Annotated in this window: 15 protein-coding genes; 1 reads left to right on the forward strand and 14 read right to left on the reverse strand. The window is 32.1% G+C overall.

Translation table 4 applies throughout. The features are described from left to right. Nucleotides 1-123 precede the first annotated feature (123 nt). The 6 genes from cdaM to D2833_RS02585 form a co-directional block, all read right to left on the reverse strand. Complete coding sequence (gene cdaM / locus D2833_RS02560) at nt 124-756, reverse strand: diadenylate cyclase CdaM (protein ID WP_011113706.1); 633 nt, start codon at nt 754-756, stop codon at nt 124-126. Beyond that, nucleotides 747-2,921 carry a ribonuclease R gene (rnr, locus tag D2833_RS02565; RefSeq protein WP_011113707.1) on the reverse strand — a complete coding sequence of 725 codons (2,175 nt, stop codon included), beginning with the start codon at nt 2,919-2,921 and terminating at the stop codon, nt 747-749. Before rnr ends, cdaM begins: the two co-directional genes overlap by 10 nt. Nucleotides 2,922-2,951: 30 nt before the next feature. Then, nucleotides 2,952-3,185, reverse strand: a complete 234-nt coding sequence (gene secG / locus D2833_RS02570) for a preprotein translocase subunit SecG (protein WP_011113708.1) — start codon at nt 3,183-3,185, stop codon at nt 2,952-2,954. Between the two features lie 44 nt (nt 3,186-3,229). Beyond that, nucleotides 3,230-4,117 carry a DNA-binding protein WhiA gene (whiA, locus tag D2833_RS02575; protein WP_011113709.1) on the reverse strand — a complete coding sequence of 296 codons (888 nt, stop codon included), beginning with the start codon at nt 4,115-4,117 and terminating at the stop codon, nt 3,230-3,232. Continuing rightward, nucleotides 4,118-5,059 carry a thioredoxin-disulfide reductase gene (gene trxB / locus D2833_RS02580; RefSeq protein WP_011113710.1) on the reverse strand — a complete coding sequence of 314 codons (942 nt, stop codon included), beginning with the start codon at nt 5,057-5,059 and terminating at the stop codon, nt 4,118-4,120. It lies immediately after the preceding gene. A gap of 80 nt (nt 5,060-5,139) precedes the next feature. Next, nucleotides 5,140-5,913, reverse strand: coding sequence for a helix-turn-helix domain-containing protein (locus D2833_RS02585; RefSeq protein ID WP_011113711.1), 774 nt, complete (start codon nt 5,911-5,913; stop codon nt 5,140-5,142). Between the two features lie 69 nt (nt 5,914-5,982). On the opposite strand from D2833_RS02585, the gene D2833_RS02590 reads away from it, so the two are divergent. Then, complete coding sequence (locus tag D2833_RS02590; protein WP_027333211.1) at nt 5,983-7,101, forward strand: hypothetical protein; 1,119 nt, start codon at nt 5,983-5,985, stop codon at nt 7,099-7,101. Nucleotides 7,102-7,182: 81 nt separating this feature from the next. Here the strand turns inward: D2833_RS02590 and metK are convergent, their stop codons facing one another. The 8 genes from metK to D2833_RS02630 all read right to left on the reverse strand — a co-directional run bounded on the left by metK (nt 7,183) and on the right by D2833_RS02630 (nt 17,776). After that, nucleotides 7,183-8,307, reverse strand: coding sequence for a methionine adenosyltransferase (gene metK / locus D2833_RS02595; RefSeq protein ID WP_011113713.1), 1,125 nt, complete (start codon nt 8,305-8,307; stop codon nt 7,183-7,185). A 108-nt stretch (nt 8,308-8,415) separates the two neighbouring features. Further along, entirely contained in the window at nt 8,416-9,378 is a 963-nt protein-coding gene (gene tsaD, locus D2833_RS02600; protein WP_011113714.1) for a tRNA (adenosine(37)-N6)-threonylcarbamoyltransferase complex transferase subunit TsaD, read from the reverse strand. A 28-nt stretch (nt 9,379-9,406) separates the two neighbouring features. Continuing rightward, entirely contained in the window at nt 9,407-10,810 is a 1,404-nt protein-coding gene (locus D2833_RS02605; RefSeq protein WP_225306267.1) for a type 2 periplasmic-binding domain-containing protein, read from the reverse strand. A gap of 13 nt (nt 10,811-10,823) precedes the next feature. Beyond that, complete coding sequence (locus tag D2833_RS02610) at nt 10,824-11,669, reverse strand: ABC transporter permease (protein ID WP_011113716.1); 846 nt, start codon at nt 11,667-11,669, stop codon at nt 10,824-10,826. Further along, nucleotides 11,662-12,591: an ABC transporter permease gene (locus D2833_RS02615; RefSeq protein ID WP_197713252.1), complete on the reverse strand. Its 930-nt coding sequence runs from the start codon at nt 12,589-12,591 to the stop codon at nt 11,662-11,664. Before D2833_RS02615 ends, D2833_RS02610 begins: the two co-directional genes overlap by 8 nt. Then, nucleotides 12,584-14,092, reverse strand: coding sequence for an ABC transporter ATP-binding protein (locus tag D2833_RS02620; RefSeq protein ID WP_027333210.1), 1,509 nt, complete (start codon nt 14,090-14,092; stop codon nt 12,584-12,586). The genes D2833_RS02615 and D2833_RS02620 overlap by 8 nt, the downstream gene beginning before the upstream one ends. 354 nt (nt 14,093-14,446) lie before the next feature. Continuing rightward, a complete protein-coding gene (locus tag D2833_RS02625; RefSeq protein WP_011113719.1) occupies nt 14,447-15,931 on the reverse strand; it encodes a hypothetical protein in 1,485 nt (494 codons plus the stop codon). A 63-nt stretch (nt 15,932-15,994) separates the two neighbouring features. Then, nucleotides 15,995-17,776 carry an HDIG domain-containing metalloprotein gene (locus tag D2833_RS02630; protein WP_014574543.1) on the reverse strand — a complete coding sequence of 594 codons (1,782 nt, stop codon included), beginning with the start codon at nt 17,774-17,776 and terminating at the stop codon, nt 15,995-15,997. Between the last annotated feature and the right edge of the window lie 13 nt (nt 17,777-17,789).

The raw sequence follows: 17,789 nt of genomic DNA on the forward strand, positions 1-17,789 counted from the left end.
CAAAATTAATTAAGTTTGTATTTTTCTTTAATTTTGAGTAATCAGTTATCTAAAACTGGTTGCTCTCACTACTATTATAATTATTGAAATAATTATTTTTTCTTTTTAACTACTAGATATAGCTTAAAAGAAGTCACGTGGTTTTTTATCATCTAAAAGCTTGATAATCTCATCAAATAACCTTTCGGGATTATTTGATAAGCGTTTAATCCGACCTTTTTGGGCCACTGAGATCTTCCCATTAGTTTCACTAACAATAAAAACGATCGCATCAGATTTTTCACTCAAACCCACCCCAGCCCGGTGACGGGCACCATAAGAAACATCTAATAACTGTTGTGTCATTGGGAAATAACTTGAGATCGACACCATCTTCATATCACGAATAATGATCCCACCATCGTGTAGGGGTGAGTTTTTGTTATAAAAAACCGAGATGATAAATTCGGGAGAAAACTCGCCCATAATCTTATAACCAACATTGATGTAATAATCTAAGTTGTCTTCTCGTTCAATCGCAATGATTCCACCAATCTTATCAGCTGATAATTTAAGTAGTGAGCTACTTAAATTATCATAAAAGTCGTTTAATGAGCGATCATCTTGTTTCTTTTTAAAGATCTTTTTAAAGAAATTAAAAAACGATTCTTTTTCAGCTTTTTTAGTGAAGATGAAGATAATAAATTGAATGATACTTATAACCATTATCACTAAAAAAGCTATTAAGATTAAGATCAGTAAAGTTGTTATTTGCATTTATTATCTTCGTGGATCGCAAAATCAATGCGTTTTAAACGCTTATCAGCTGATAATAATTTGACATCAACAGTATCACCGATCTGGTATTTCTTGTGGTTATTTCTTCCGATTAAACTATCAGTATTGGGATCATAACGGTAATAATCACCGTTAATATTATTCAGTCTTACCAAACCTTCAATCCCGTTATCTAATTCAACAAACATCCCAAAGTTGGTGATCGCGTTGATCGTTACGTTATGATATCAATTACCCAAGAAGTTACTCATATACTTAACGTATAAGAACGCATTAACATCACGTTCACAATCAACAGCTACTAACTCTTGCTTATTGATTAGATCACACCATTCAACTAGGTGTGATTTTAGTTCGTTTCTTTGTAGATCTGTGTATGCTTGTGGATCAAAAACAAACATCCACAAGATCCGGTGAACGATATTATCAGCATACCGTCTGATTGGTGAAGTGAAGTGGGTGTAGTGTTTTGAAGCTAACGAGAAGTGGCGGGTGTTTTCAACTGAATAGTACGCCTTATTCATTGAGCGTAATAAGAGCTTATTAATCAACTTGATCTGTTTGTGATCAGCATTATTAGTTAACCACTTTTGGATATCAGTTGATTTAATACTATTTAAATCACCAAAGATCTCAAACTCTAGTGTTCTAGCTCAGTTAGCAAAACTGTTTAGTTTGTGGACTGCTGGTTTGGGGTGAACTCTGTAGATGAAATCTAAATTGTATTTGCTAGCAAATAAACATACTGCTTCATTAGCTGCCACCATGAAATCTTCAATCATCTCTTGAGCTTCACCGTGTGGTTTTTTCAAGATATTAATCGGTTCAAAACGATCATCTAATTCGATTGAAGTTTCATCAACATCAAACTGTAAATAACCACGTTTTATCTTCATCCGTCTTAAGATCTTAGCTAACACCCTAGCTTCATCTAACATCTGACGGATTGATGGATCAACATCTTTTAGATCATTTGTAGCACTAAAATACTCATTTACTTCTTCATAACTAAAGCGTTTATGAGAGTTAATGATTGCGGGGTAAAACTCATGACTCATGATCTTACCAGTACCATCAATCATTAGGTCACCAACAATAACGAACTTATCAACCCCTGGGTTAAGTGAACAAAGATCGTTTGATAGTTCTTCTGGTAACATCGGAATCACCTTATTAGCCAGATACACTGATGTTGCTTTAGTTCTAGCCCCACGATCCATTGGCCCATCAAATTTAACATAGTGACAAACATCAGCGATCGCAACCTTTAAGTTGTAACTATCATCATCGATCTTTTTCACATAGATCGCATCATCTAAATCAAGTGCACTAGCTGGATCGATCGTAAGAAAACTAAGATCTCTTAGATCTTTACGGATCTCTTTTTGGTGATCATCTAATTCGTATTTTAAACTTTTAGCTTCATTAATGATCTCTTGACTAAAGGTTGGTTCGATCAGATGATTGTATGCGATCGCATCAATATCGATCCCTAGATCTTCTTTAGATCCGATCTTTTTAACTAAAGCTGCTCTAATCACACCTTGTTTGATCTCAATAATCTCAAACAAGATCCGGTCGTGTTCTTTTAGTTCTAAATAATGTCTATCTAAAACGACTTTATAGATTAATTTGGGATCATCAGGTAAAACTAAATATTCATCACCCGTATCTTCATAAGTACCAACATATCTAGTTCTAGCTCGTTCAAGCACTTTTAAGATACAAGCATCAGTCAGATCATGCTTGTATCAATCGTTTTGAACAGTTAAAGGGGCAAACTCAACTAAGTCGTTATTTAAAGCGTTATTAAGATTGGTGTTATGAACATAATATTTAGATAACTCTTCATTTTCTAACTTAATGAAGCCATTACCGTTTGTTCCGATTGCTAATCTTCCCACCATGATCTTACTTAGATCAGGTGCTGAATTCTGATAACCTAAGACAACCTTATTATTAGCTAACTTCTTTAATTCACCATTAGCTAACATCTTATCAATCTCTTTGTAGATTGCTGTTTTGGTGTACCTATTATCAAGTTTTTTAACAATGATCCCTGGTGGGATTGGTTTTTTATCTTCCAATCTTACGATCTGTAAGATATCATTAATTATCTTTCGCCTATTGTTGTTATTGTTCATATCAGCTCGTTTCTTGACAGATCATTATGATTATTTAATTACGAAATGATAAATTAGTCCCAGGATTAAAAATAGCAACATTAAAATAAACATCACGATCTGTAAGATCTTAATAATCCCACGGTCTTTGGTCTTTTTAAAGATCTCAAGATCTTGTCCAGATAATGAAGCTAATCCACCAGTTGTCCCAGAGTTAGACAGCCCCAGTCCGACGATTAAAGCGATGATTGCTAGTACAAAAAATGTTATTTCAGTTGGATTCATATCGTAATTAAAATTTATTTATTTCGATAAATAATTATAATAATTTAATTTTTTAATTGTTTATATAGCGTCCTGACTTTTTTGTTGTAGTGACCCAAACCCGTTCTTGTGATCTGATATCCTTGTTTAGTTAACAGTTCACTTAATTCAGCTAAAGAGGCTGAAGGGTGGTTAAGTTTAGTGTAACAATAGCTTTTAAACAATGGCTTTTGTTCGTGAAAAGCTTGATCATTAACGATCATTTCAATCATCGGAATCAGTTTATTGTTCAGATCGATCGTTTTAGTTAGATTGACAATATCAAGGTTATTAGATAGTTGGACTTTTCTTACCAATTTACGTTTAAGATTACTATCTTCATACCTAAACATACAACTAAAAGCGTTGATGTAAGCTAAAAAATCAATGATCTCTTGGGTCTTTTTTAGATACAAAATATACTTATTTTTACGCGTAATTAGTTTGAAATTACTAAACCCATTTTGCACCAACAAGTCGTGGGTTAATAGTGCTTTATGTTCATAATTGAAGATCAATTCTAAATGGTGATCTTTAGCACTAAACTTTGATAGATTTCCCACACTTAAAAACAACCCACCAAAAAAAGCCCTAAGCTGTTGTTCTTCTAGTTCGTGATTATCTAAACTTAATAAGCTTTTATCTAATTTAAAAATTAGTTCATACTCATGCTTTTTTAGTTGGTTAATCCGATGGGTGTGTCTAATCTCGTTTTTTAATTCTTGATTAAGTAAGATTAAGATCTTTTTTAAAAAGATGATCGTTTTTGGGTGTTGGGAAGTATAACTTTGGTAAGACTCATCAACCAGTTGCAACTTATCAAAGATCATCCCGTTTAAAAAATACTTAGCATTCTTCTCATCTAAGGATTGATCACAGATCTCACTTTTAACCTCTTGACTAAAGGTGACCATCTATTTGTGTAGTTTGAAAAAGTCATTAACAGCTAAAGCTGCAATTGTTCCATCTGAGATCGCAGTTGAGATCTGTCTAATCTTTTTATGCACACAGTCACCTGCAGCATATAAACCATCAACACTAGTTTTTTGGTTAGCATCAACTAAAACATAGCCTTCTTCATTTAAGATATTAAATGGTTTTAAGAAACTTGTGTTTGGCACTGCACCAATATAAGGGAATAAACAATCGATTGTTAGATCAGTTAGTTCATTATTTTTTAAGTTTTTAACTTTAATTCCTTTAAGTGTTTGATCGCCAAGATAACTATCAACAACGTGAGATAGTAAGAAATGGACGTTCTTCTTTTCTTTTAATTTAGCTACTGCATAACTATCAGCTCTAAATTCATCACGACGGTGAACTAAATACACCTTATTACAGATCCCTGATAGGTATAGTGATTCTTCAACAGCAGCATTACCACCACCAACCACAGCAACATCACGGTTCTTATAAAGTGGACCATCACAGATCGCACAATATGAGATCCCTTTAGTTTCAAATTTAGCTTCATTAGCTAAACCTAATTTACGTTCAAGTGTTCCTGTCGCTACGATTACAGCTTTAGAAAGTAAAGTCTTACTATCTAAATACGTAAAGAAGTAATTTTCTTGTTTTTCAATCGCATTTACTTGAGAATAGAAGATTGGAACTGATAAGCTGTTTAATTGGTTAAGCATATTTACAGCTAAATCAGGCCCTTTAATTGAACTATAACCTGGGTAGTTATCAATAAACCCAGTTTTTAAGATCTTCCCTCCAGGTGCTGAACCTTCAACAACACAAACATTAATGTTTGCACGCTTAGCATAGATCGCTGCTGAGATCCCAGCAGGACCGCTTCCTACGATCACTAGATCAAATAGATCGTTTTTTCCATCAACTCGATATGACATAATTTTCTATATTTTTACATTCTTTAAAAAAGCTTGAAGATTTTTAATTAAAAATCTTCATGGCTAGTTTGGATCTTAGTTTATTTACGACCGCGCTTAACTAACGTATCGTTTTTGATTTTAGATTCAATCCTTGATTGATAATCATGGAATTCTAACTTAACATCAAGACTGTTAATCTTAGAATCTGGTAACAAGTGGAAGATCTTAGAGATCGCTAAGATCTCGTTTTCAATATTAAAGTAAACAGAGTAGGTTACTAAATAGTTATTATTTAACTTATTTGGTTTAATAAACTCTTTTACTGGTCCCATATCAGTACACACCATTGAGATCTGTTTGTGTCTAACAATTGGTTGACCATTTTCAGCAAACATCACGAAGTCTTGGAACGACATTGCGTTAGTATTGTGATAAACCAGCAATTTACGGTTTAACAATACTTGGTTAACAAAGACAACTTCCTTATTTTGGTCATAATAAACCACTTGGTTAACCTTAGGGAAGGCTGATGATAAAAAGTCATCCTTATTTGATAACTCCTTAAACATATTGATATCGTACTGACTAAATGGGGTGCGATAAAGTTCTGTGTGATCAAAACTGATCACTTTATCAAAATCTAAGAAGTTAATAAAAAAACCTGTTTTATAATCTTTATGAACGAAATAACCAGGTTTTGTATTATTGTCCAAGACGTTGTAATTACATAAAACCGAGAATACCTTGCGAATCAGGTTGCGTGAAAGTCCAAATTTAATTGATAACTGACGCTCTGAAGGTATTCTCTTATTTGGTAGCCACTGCTTTGATTGAATCTTTAAATAGATATAAAGTAAAACAGTATTATACATGGTTTTTTAATGAAATATTGACAATTGCTGGTTAGATTATAAAATTATTTAGAAAAATTTTATCAATTTATGAATCCTTTCTCACAATGGATTAAATTAGTTGAAAAACTCCACTATGATAGTGGTTATGTTTTTTGTAATATCGTTGATTTAGTTTTAATAAATCACCTTAATTTTCATAAAGTTAGTACACCGTTAACATTTTTTTTGATCTATGATCAAAATTTAAATGAACTATCAATCTTTGATAATAGTAATGGTTTTAGTTATTACGAACTAATTAGTTTAAGTAATTTTTTTCAGGGTGATAACGAGCAATACCATGGGTATTTTCGCTCGTTAATTAAGTTAGCATACCAGTTCGAATTTTTTAACCAAAGTGCTAGTGAAGAGGTTGGTTATTACTTTAAACTACATAATGTTAACCAACAGTTAATCTTTAATGACCTAAAGCAGATTCAACGTGGGGAGTATTATAATCGCACTAGTTTTGCTAATGGGACATTAATCCGGCTAAAACAATTAAAAGCGCCTTATGAACTTAATGATTTTAAAGTTATTGCTAACCAATTAAAATTAATCTATCAAAAGTTTATTAACACGGATAAACTAAAGTTTTATATCTTATATAAAAAAGGTCAAGAATTCTTTGATCTTTCTACTAACCCGTTAAATAAACTAACTACTTTAGATAAAGCTAAATCACTAGCTAAAACTAAAAAACCAGCTCTAGCTAACCTAAAGAATGGGAAAAAACGGATCTTAATTCAAGAAACGATCGATTGGAACAACCAAAAGATCTACTTAAGTGGTTATCTAGGGGTTTTAAGTGAACCTGATTTTAAAAAAGCAGGACTTTATCTATATAACAATAACAAACTAGTAAAAGGGATTAATGTTTATGATCGTTATCGTCCTGAACTATTGTTTGGTAGTGCTAGCCACTTAAATAATGCTTATTTATATGGAGAACTAGAACTAGCTAACCTATCAACCGGTCTATCTAGCGACATATTTGAATACGACGCTAGATTTGAAAAACAACTACTTAAGATCTTATTAAGTATTGTTGGAGATCAACGTTATAATCAAACTGATAAGATTAGTGGGCTAATTAAGGCTTTAGCCAAACAAAAGAAGGCTAATCGTCCTCCCACTAAAGTTACCAACAAAGAAAAAATGAAATAAGTTGATCCTGCTTAAAGCTAAAGCAAGATTAAAAAACCACATTTCATTTATCGACAAATGAAATGTGGTTTTCTTTTATTCTTATTCTTTATTAACGATCTTTAAGATCTGATCAAGATAGATCGTATCTTCAAAACGGTATTGTTTTTCAGATTTACCAAAATGGCCATATACTGCTAACCCAGAATAATTCGTTGTTTTAAGTTTTAATAGTTCAATAATTGTGGCTAGATCATGATTGAAGATCTTTTTAACGATCTGATTAATTAAATCAAGCTCTACAGTGTGCGTATTAAAACAATTAACAACGATATCAAGTGGTTTGGTTAGTCCGATCGCTCATGAGATGATCACTTCACATTGACTAGCAAGTTTGGCTTTAACGATATGTTTAGCGATCCATCTTGCATAATAAGCACCGGAGCGATCCACTTTAGTGTAATCCTTACCACTATAAGCACCACCACCATGGTGAGCATAGATCCCAAAACTGTCTACTAACAGTTTTCTACCAGTCAAGCCCGTATCAGCAGTTGGACCACCACTAACAAACAATCCAGATGGGTTGATTAGTGCTTCATAGTTTTTGTTAAAACCATATTTTGTGGCAACTTCATCCATGATAAATTTTTTAACAAAAAGTTTAAAAACACTCAGATCAACATTCTCTTCATGTTGGATTGACATTAAGATTGTTTTTAATTCAACTTGGTTATTATCTAGATAATTCAAGCTCACTTGAGCTTTCATATCATATTTAGCATGATTAAAAGTCTTATTATCAATTAATTCTTTAGCTAAACGCACAAGATCGTGTGCCATCATTACGGCTAAAGGCATCTGATTTTTCGTTTCATCACAAGCATAACCAACAGTGATCCCTTGATCACCAGCACCGATCTTGTGATTTTTTTGATCAACTGATTGAGCAATCTCAGATGATTGCTGATTAATATTTGCAATGATCGTAAAATCACTACGATCATAACCAAATTGGTTAACGACTTTTCAAGCTGTACCAACATAATCAACACTAGCTTTGGTACTAATCTCACCTGCAATAATAATCAGGTGATTACAAGCCATAACTTCACAAGCAACACGACTGTTTTGATCTTGTTTTAAACAAGCATCTAAGATCGCATCAGCGATCTGGTCACATAGCTTATCAGGATGTGCACTACCAACACTTTCAGCAGTATACACACCTTTTCTGTTATGGTTTAAGTTAATAATATTCAGTGTGAAATACCCCTTAATTTTTCATAATTACGGATAAATTATAGGTTAATAAAAAAAATTTATTAAACGATTTTATTCGTTTAATAAATATTGTGCGTAATTAATGATCATAGCAGCATTATCACCTGAATAGATCGGTTTGGGAACAAGGGTTTTGATTGCTAATTCTTTTAGTTCAGATCTAAGATAACTATTAGCACTAACCCCACCACCTAATAAGATCGTTTGGTATTTTGAATCGGCTTTATTGATCACATTTTTAATCCGATCAATGAAATCATCGATGATGAATTTTTGGAACGATGAAACAGCCTGAACTAAATTAAAATCAGGTTGATTTTTATTTAGTTCGATATATCGTAAAACAGCTGATTTGAATCCCGAATAACTAAAAGCTGATAGTTTATTTGTTTTTAAAAACTCAACCGTTTCAGCTTGTTCTGGGTTGTATAACTGATCGATCTTAGCACCAGCAGGGTATTGCAACCCAAGCGCTCGGCCAACTTTATCATACACTTCGCCGATCGCATCATCTAATGTTTCATCTAATAAAGTGATCTTAGATGGTGATTGGACATCATAAATTGCTGTATGTCCACCACTTACTACGATCCCAAGTGCGGGGTAGATCAGATCACTTTTTTGATACAAACAATCACCATCATCAATCATCGGTGAAAAGATATGGCCATATAAGTGATTAATTCCTTGTGCGGGGATCTTTAGTAGATAACCTAAGGTGTTAGCAAACACCTTAGCTACATGTAAGCAGTTTAATAATCCCGGGTTTTCTGTATATGTAATCAGATCGATCTTATTGATCGTTAGATTAGCTTCAGTTAATGCTTCATTAAGAGTTTGATGCAAGATCTCTTCATGATAGCGTGCAGCAATCTCAGGGACAACACCACCATAATTAGCGTGAACACTTGATGATGATTTGGTTTTAGTTGTGACAATCTTATTATCAATCGCGATCGCGATTGATAAATCGTCACAACTAGATTCGATCCCCAAAATAACTTTGTAATACATAATTACTTATTTAGTTGTCTGTATTATTTTACCGCAATCAATTATTTTTAAATCGAGCAAATGCGTTAACTAAACTAGCTTTTTGGATATCATTAAGCGGAGCTTCGATGAAGTTAGTTACGTTTTTAATATCTTGGATAAAGTAAGCTGAATTAATGTTGTTTGATAGTTCTTCTTGGTCAGCAACTTCTAATCAACCTTCAACAGCCACCAAACCGTTCTCTGGATCTGAGATCTTTTTTAGTGGTGAGGTGTATTGAACGTAATTGAAATTCTCAAGCGGTCCGTTTTTATAAATTGTTTCAGGTTTTTCAGTTAACACTGCTTGAAAATCAGCTAACGTTTCATTAACCCCTTCAAGACCAACTTTTTTAATTACTTGATAAGCTTGATCTAAAAATCCAGGGAACTGTTCGATATTTAACTTGTTCACCACGATTAGATCTAATGCTAATGGGGTGTTAACTGGAGTAACGATGTGAAAATCTTCACTTTTTGGTTTTAGTGGATCATCCTTCTCTGCATGAAATTCCCCACCTTGTGCTGAAAAAATAGCATCCCCATTATACATGATCCCGCCATCGATTCTGCCACTATCTAAGTTGTTTAAAATCACACTTGAGTCAGAGTTTAATAAAGCAGTCGATCGGTTGTTAGTGGCAAGGTTACGATAATTAATCCCAGCATCTGCGATCTCTTGATAAACGTTATAAAAATCAGATAATGTCAGTTGACTTGGTGGCGGGTTTACTGTAACTGTCTGATTTTCTTTTGTTGTTTTAATCAGATTAGCAATCGAATAAAGTGAACGTTCGTCTTCAACGATCCCTAACTTATTGTTATTAAAACGATCACGGTACTGTTCACTACTAATCGTGCTTAAAATATCATACCAACTACTTTGATGATCAACTAAAGAATCGATCTTAGCCCCACGATAAGCAAAAACTAACGATTGAAAAAAGTAAGGCACAGCATAATCTAATAGATTAACTGGTTTATTATCAATTGAATAGCTTGTTAAGATCTCTTGAACTTCGTCAGTAAATAAACCTAATGCGTCATTAGCATTATGGATTGGCACTTCTTGATCTTGATCGTTTAGATAACTAAGATTGAATTTTGATCAATCTAATTTTTGCAAGATCCCTTGATGAATTAGATCTAAAACAGCATAAGTTGATAATGTCCCAATCGTATAAGTTTTATTCTTAAAATTGGTAAGTGCTTTTTCATTTGATGCAAAAGCATCAAATTGCAAATTATTATATGTTTGTCTTAATTCAGATTGCAAATTTGGTGACATGTAAGATTCAAAATTTGCATAAACGAAATTACGGTTTAATAAGTTTGCTCCCGCTTCACAACTAGTTACTAAAACTGATGATAAAGCTAAAGCAGAAACGATTAATTTTACGGGTTTTTTCTTCATTTTTATACATACATTAGTTGTGAATTGATCGAGCAACTTTTTCCTTATAATTAATTCTTTCAGTAATCGCTTTTTTAATTACTGAAATTGCTGTAGCCAAGATCCCAATGAAAACTAAGATTGCCCCAAATGCGATTGCTCAACCTTTAATTCCTTTCGCAATTGAATATAGTTCAGTTGCAATCGTTCTAGCTGAACCTCTTACATAAGAAGTGATAATGAAATCATCAAATGATGTGGCAAAAGCAATTAGACCACCAACAATTAGTGCGGGTGTTAAATAAGATAGAGTAATCTTAAAGAACGTTTGGATTTTGTTGTAACCTAAATCTTGTGAAGCTAAGATTAGATTTGGGTTCATCTTTAGCATTCTTGGATAGATTGATACTAGTGCAAAAGGGGTACTAATTGAGATGTGTGAGATGATAATTGTAAATAGACCAAGTGGTTGGGCTAGAGACACTCACACCGCAATAAAGAAGATAATTAAACTCAAACCAGCAATAATATCAGGAACAACGATCGAAGTGTTTGATGCTGAGATCATTAGTTTTTGATAAACCTTCTTATTTCTTCAGATCCCAAAAGCTGTAATCGTGGCAATAAACACTGAGATCGGTGTTGAAACAAAGGCAACGATCAATGAAGTCGTTAAAGGTGTTAAGAAATCACCTTCAGCTAAAGCTAAATAAGTTTCAAACGCCTTATTGGGGTCGAATTGACTAAACGTTACGTTAACGTTTCCTCTTTCAGTCACACCATTGAATGATAAAACCACAATGATTAATAGAGGTAAATAAATAAACAATAAGATGATAAAGATATAACTTTGTCTTAAGATTGATTTCAATTTATTCATTATGATCTACCGCTGCCTTAATTTTATTTTTTAGTACTGATCGTTTTTTCAGATAACCAAAAATCTTAGGAACTACAAAGAATAAAGTATAAAAGACTAAGATTAAGATTGCTAAAGTAAGACTTAATGCACTCGCTTGAGAGATCGCTACTCGTGATTCAAGTCCGTTAGCACCTAACGAAAGTAAATAACCACCGATCAGTTCAGCATTATTAGCATTATTAACAAACCGCCCGATCCCTGCTGTTGTAAATGAAGGCAATAATACTAATGTTACTCCTGAGATGATCGCATTCTTACAATAAGGAATCACGATCTTAAAAAAGCTCATGAAATAGTTATACCCCAAGTCTTGTGAAGCTAACATGTAGTTCTTTGGCATTGAGATTAATACGGTGTAGATTGGTAAGATCATAAATGGCATGAAGATATACACAAGCCCTAATAATGATCAACCATCACCAAACGTACTGTTAGCTTCACCAAAAATTAAATCTAATAAAGATTTAAGTCCAATTACTTTAATTAAGAAACTATTTCAAATTGGTGCAGTTACTAATGCAACCACACTGTATTTGAACAACTTGCTTTTAGTTATTGATAAGATGTAAGCAAATGGAAAAGCAATTACTAAACAGATAATCGTACAAGCAATAGCTAAACCAAAAGATTTAAGCATCTTAGTAATCGTAAAACTATCGATGATTGAAAAGTTTTCAGAAACATCAACAGGGATCGTTTTACCATCTTGGGTTTGCACACTAAAAGGTGAAAACGCATTAACTAAAACGATAATTAATGGGATGATAAAAAGAACCAATAATAATAAAGAATAGGGAAGAATTAACCAGGTTTTTTTAGGAGCCTTAAGGGTTTGGGCGATCGCATTAAAATTTTTGATTGATCGAAAATTTTTAAACATCTTCTTCTTCTTCTTTCCTCATCATGTGAACATCCATTTCGTCAAACTTTAATCCGACAATAGCTCCCACCTTAACTTCGTCGATGTTATCTACTTTGATCTTAGTTTTATCGCTCATTAAACATTCAACTTCTCATAAAACCCCTTTATAAGAAGTTTTAATTACTTCAACGTTGAAAAACCCTTGGTCTTTTTCAACAACGTCAAAGTCTTCTGGACGGATTAAAACACGAACGTTGTCACCTTTTTTGAATTCGTATTCTTCATCAGTGTCAATAATATCACCTGAGTTTAGTTCGATCTTATAGTCACCTAAATATTTACCATCAAAGATATTAGCAGCCCCAATGAATTTAGCTGTTCATTCGTTGATTGGTGAGTCATAGATTGCGTTTGGTTTACCAACTTGTTCAATATCACCTTGAGACATTACCACGATCTTATCTGATAGTGATAAAGCTTCTTCTTGGTCGTGGGTAACTAAGATAAAAGTAATATTTAATTCTTTATGAATTCTCTTAAGTTCGTTTTGTAATTGTTTTCTAACCTTAGCATCTAACGCACTTAATGGTTCGTCAAGTAATAAAGTTTCAGGTTCAATCACTAAAGCACGAGCTAAAGCAACACGTTGTTGCATCCCACCAGATAGTTCTGATGGGTATTTATCTTCTTTACCAGTTAAACCAACAAGTTTAATCATATTGTTGGCTCTTTCTTCGATCTCTTTTTTAGTTAAACGACGAGTTAACACTTTGTTTTCAAAGTGTTCTTTTTTCATAATTGGATAAGTTTCTCAATATGAAGTTCACCCATCAGCGTTTTCTAATTCTTTTAAGACCTTATCGTACCTATTATCGATTGGGATCTTCTTTTGGTAATTAGTTTTTAGTTCAACAATCTCTTGGTTAAGTTTATTGATTTCAGATTGTTCGTAAGCTTCAGATAATTGTGCTTCTAATTTGATCAATTCTTCTTGGTACTGAGCAAAACGCATTTCGTCGTTTTCTAGCATCCAATCATTTTTTTCGTATTCTTTACGAATCTTATCTAATTTGTTAGATAGATCATTTTTCTTTCTACTAAGATCCTTGATTTTGGCAGCAGCTTTCTTTTCAGCTTCTTTCTTAATATTTTCAGCTTCAACAGCTAATTTAGGGTCGGTATTTTCTTTAGGAACACGCATTATCTTAAGTCCATAACAAACGTTGTTATAAACAGTCATATTAGGGAATAATGCGTAGTCCTGAAAAACAGTCGCAAATGGACGTTTGTGAACGGGCATATCTTTGATATCAATCCCATTGATCTTTATCTGTCCATAAGTTGGTTGTTCGAACCCAGCTAATAATTTTAACGTTGTAGTTTTACCACATCCTGATGGTCCTAACAATGTTACAAATTCAGACTTATTAATATCTAGATTTAGATTTCTTACGGCAACAAAACCATCGTCGAAAGTTTTATTGACGTTTCTTAGCTGAATAAAAACCTTATCTTCCAATTCCAGTTAATCCTTTCAATTTATCTTTAAATTTTTCTTATTTGAAAATACAAATAAAATTATAAAGTTTTTTTTGCAAAAGATTTCAAAAAATATATAGAATTTTTTTTCTAATTTTTCTTGCAAAAAAAATAGTGACGAAAAAAACGGTTTAAAACCTTTTAAAATAAAGGTTTTGTTAAATTTTTTTATGATTCAATTTTTCAGCTTTTTTAAGAAAATTTTTACTTAATTTTTTGACAAAATTTTATGTTTATTTTTTAAACAAAAATTTAGAGGATTTTTTAGCTAAAATTTGAACGAAAATTTAACTTTAATTTTAGGAGATCTTTTTGTTGGAATTTGTTATCAAATTTATCTAGATCTATTTTGTAGTAGAAAAACAATAGCGAATAATATAGCCGCAATAGCGATCATAATTAATACTAAAACTAAGAATACTACTCAATTTATTCCACCATTTTTTCGCTTTCTAGCCTGTTTATTTCCTACGTTTCTTATAGGTATATGAGATTCTGCGTTTGTGTTTTGTATTGGTGGATCATAATCATTGGGATAAGATCTTTCTTTAACTTGTTTTTTTGGTTGTGCTTCTTTTTTGATTCGTTCATCAATATCTTTAAAAACTAAAGCGTTATTATCTTTTCTATTTAAAACCAGTTTTAATTCTTCAGAATCTGCTGCATCGGTTCTATGTTCAATGCTTTTATCTTTTTCTTGTTTATAAACAGTTTGCTTTAAAAAATTAGCAGTTGCTAAATTACTATTACCTGTTTTGATATAACGATAAAGATTACTTTTATCCCCATTAGTAATCTGATCAATATCGGATTCAATATTTTGCATATTCACTGTCATTTTTCTAGGAATAACAGCTGGATCATTCTCAAGAGAAAGTTGAATTCTTGAATTAGTTTCAGTTAAATCCTCATGCTCTTTTTGAAAACTGATCTCTTTGATTAAGTAATCGTCATCACCTAAATCAAAGTCAATCCCTGTAGTTTTTTCAAACTTATCGTCGCGATAATTTGGTTTACTAACTAAGATCTCTTTATTATTAAATTCTTTAATAATAGAAGAAGATTCAAAAATATTGTTTTTAGTAACTGGTTTACTAACTAAAGTATCAAGAGTTTTAGAATCAAAATCTAAATCATGATCCTTAAGGATCTGATCTTGTTTAACTGAATCAGATTGAAGCACTAAAGGGTTATTTAGCTTACTATTATCGTGATTAGTTGGCTCTAATTTAAACTCGACTGTACTTAACTTCTCAAAGTCAATCTCATCAAGAACCTTTTTCTTTTGGATTGGTTTATCAGCTTTTTGAATTACGGGTGGTTTAGCTGATTTGATAACCTTATGTAAGCTTGGAACAACTTCTTGGTTTTTTGGTGATAAACTAAAACTATTACTTTTTTCTAGATCTATTTCATTTCCACGTTTAACAAATGAAACATCATGAACACTCATCGTATTAAATGTTCCAGTATTTGGACTATATAGATCTGTGATGTGTTCAATATTTAAATATTCTGTAGCAGTTTTACTATGCTTTTTATCAGGAACGATAATCTCAGATGGCACATTCAATAAATCTTCATCATCATATTCTTCTGTGATTAAGATCCGATCTGTTGAGTCAAGTGGTTCAGAACTACCATTATTAAAAAATGAATCTTGATTAAAGCTTTCGCTAAAAGATCCATCTTTTAAATTTTCATCGTTTTTTTTGACATCTTCATCACTTAAAATATCATCTTCTTCAATTAAGAAGTCTTCAGTTCTATTGATTAATGCATCACCAATTAAGCGACTTTTTTTCTTGTTGTCATCCATAAAACATTACCAAAATTATAATATTTCAAAGAAATTTATCACCGTCTAAGGTACCAATTTTTATTAGATATCTTCATCTAAAAATTCAACTGTGCTTAACTCTTCATCGTTAACTAATTCAGCCTTGTCTTCTGAATAAATTTCAACAGTTTTTTTGGCATGAGCGATCGCATTTGTTGTTTCGCTTCTAGTAATATTTTGAACGTAAGTAATGGTGATCGGATATTTAGATAGTTCTTTATCAGATTCAATATCTTTTTTCAGATCAAGGGTTAATTGACTATATTCGCTTTCAGTTATATCTGGATTGATCATTAGATTAATGTTGTAACCATTTTTTAAAATCTTGTAAGTGCTAATGATCTTTTCATCAACGTACTTGGTTAAGATATTACTTATTGTGTCGAAACGTCTTTCAATATCATTATCTTTAACAAATCTTACACCAGGTCTAGCTGCTGATAAGAAATCGGCTATCTTTGTTATTTTTGCATAGAAATTTTTTGATTTTTCATAAATCTTTTTTCTACCGTGGTGACAGTTAATTGCATCGATAATATCAATATCAAACTTATAGTACTGAGCAATTGCTACACCAGCACTAACGTGGTCATTAGCTGCATATTTAAGGTTTTTTCATTTACCTTCACTACTAACACTTTCTTTATCGATTGCTTTACCGATATCATGCAGTAAGGCACAAACCTTGGCTTTTTCTTTATTTAGGTTAAGTTGATCAGCAATACTTTCAGCAATTTGAGCTGCTTCAATTGAATGAGTTAAAACGTTTTGGGTGTTAGAACCTCTAAATTTTAATCGACCAATGAATTCAGAAATTTCTTTTGTTGGGATAAAAGCAGATTCATATAAACCTAATTCTTTAAGCGTTTCTTCACCAATTCTCTTAGCTTCTGCTGAGAATTCATTTAGTGCTCCATATCAACTTTTTCTAATTAAACTTTCGTCTAAAACATGAGTTCCTTGATCATTTACAGCTTCAATAATTTTGTTTAATGCATTATAAGCAACCTCTAATTTAATCGTATTAAACGAAGAAATTGAGATTCTTGATGATTCGGGTTTAATAATAATTTCTACATTGAATAATCTTTCAATGTATTCTTTGTTTCTAGCTTCTTTACCAATTATCTTTCCAAAAAAATCGTCGGTAACTTTTTTAACCTTAATTGGATCAACATCGACGTATTCATACTTTATTGTTTTGACTGTGTTCATTCTTACAGTTTCTGTAAGTAAAGACACATTACCCATTGCATTAATAAGAAGTTTATTTAACTCATTTGTAATGGCATTTTTCTTATCGTTGGCAGCTTTTTCTTCTTCTTTAACCATCTTATCAAGATCATTTCTTACATAACCTCGATATTCTTCTAGAAGTCTTTTTTTAGCTTCTTCATGAGTTAGGTTCATCTCTTTTAATAATGTAATTTTCTCTTCGACTTTTTTTGCGTCTAGTTTTGTTTTAAGTTCTTCGTTTTCTTTTTTCTTTTCGATGATTTCATTAGACAATAACTTCTTTTTGTTTTCTAACAAAATCTTATCGCTTAATACAGCGATAAAGAAATTTCTAATCTCTCTTAGATCTCTTTTTGTAAAAACTTTGTGGTTACTTTGAAACAGATAATGTTCTTTTAGTTTTTCTTCAAGTTCTTCTTGCTTGTTAATCTTTAGAATTTCTTGTTCAAGTTCACGTTGATATGTTTCAGTTTGTTTAAAAAATCTGAATTCGTAAAATTTAAGTAAAATGAAGACAAAAATTAAAACTGTTAACGCGGTCAATAAGCCCACGATTAGGTACATTAATAATATAGAGATGGTTATCATATACCTAATATTA

It is taken from the genome of Mycoplasmoides gallisepticum, assembly GCF_900476085.1.
GTDB lineage: Bacteria > Bacillota_I > Bacilli_A > Mycoplasmatales > Mycoplasmoidaceae > Mycoplasmoides > Mycoplasmoides gallisepticum.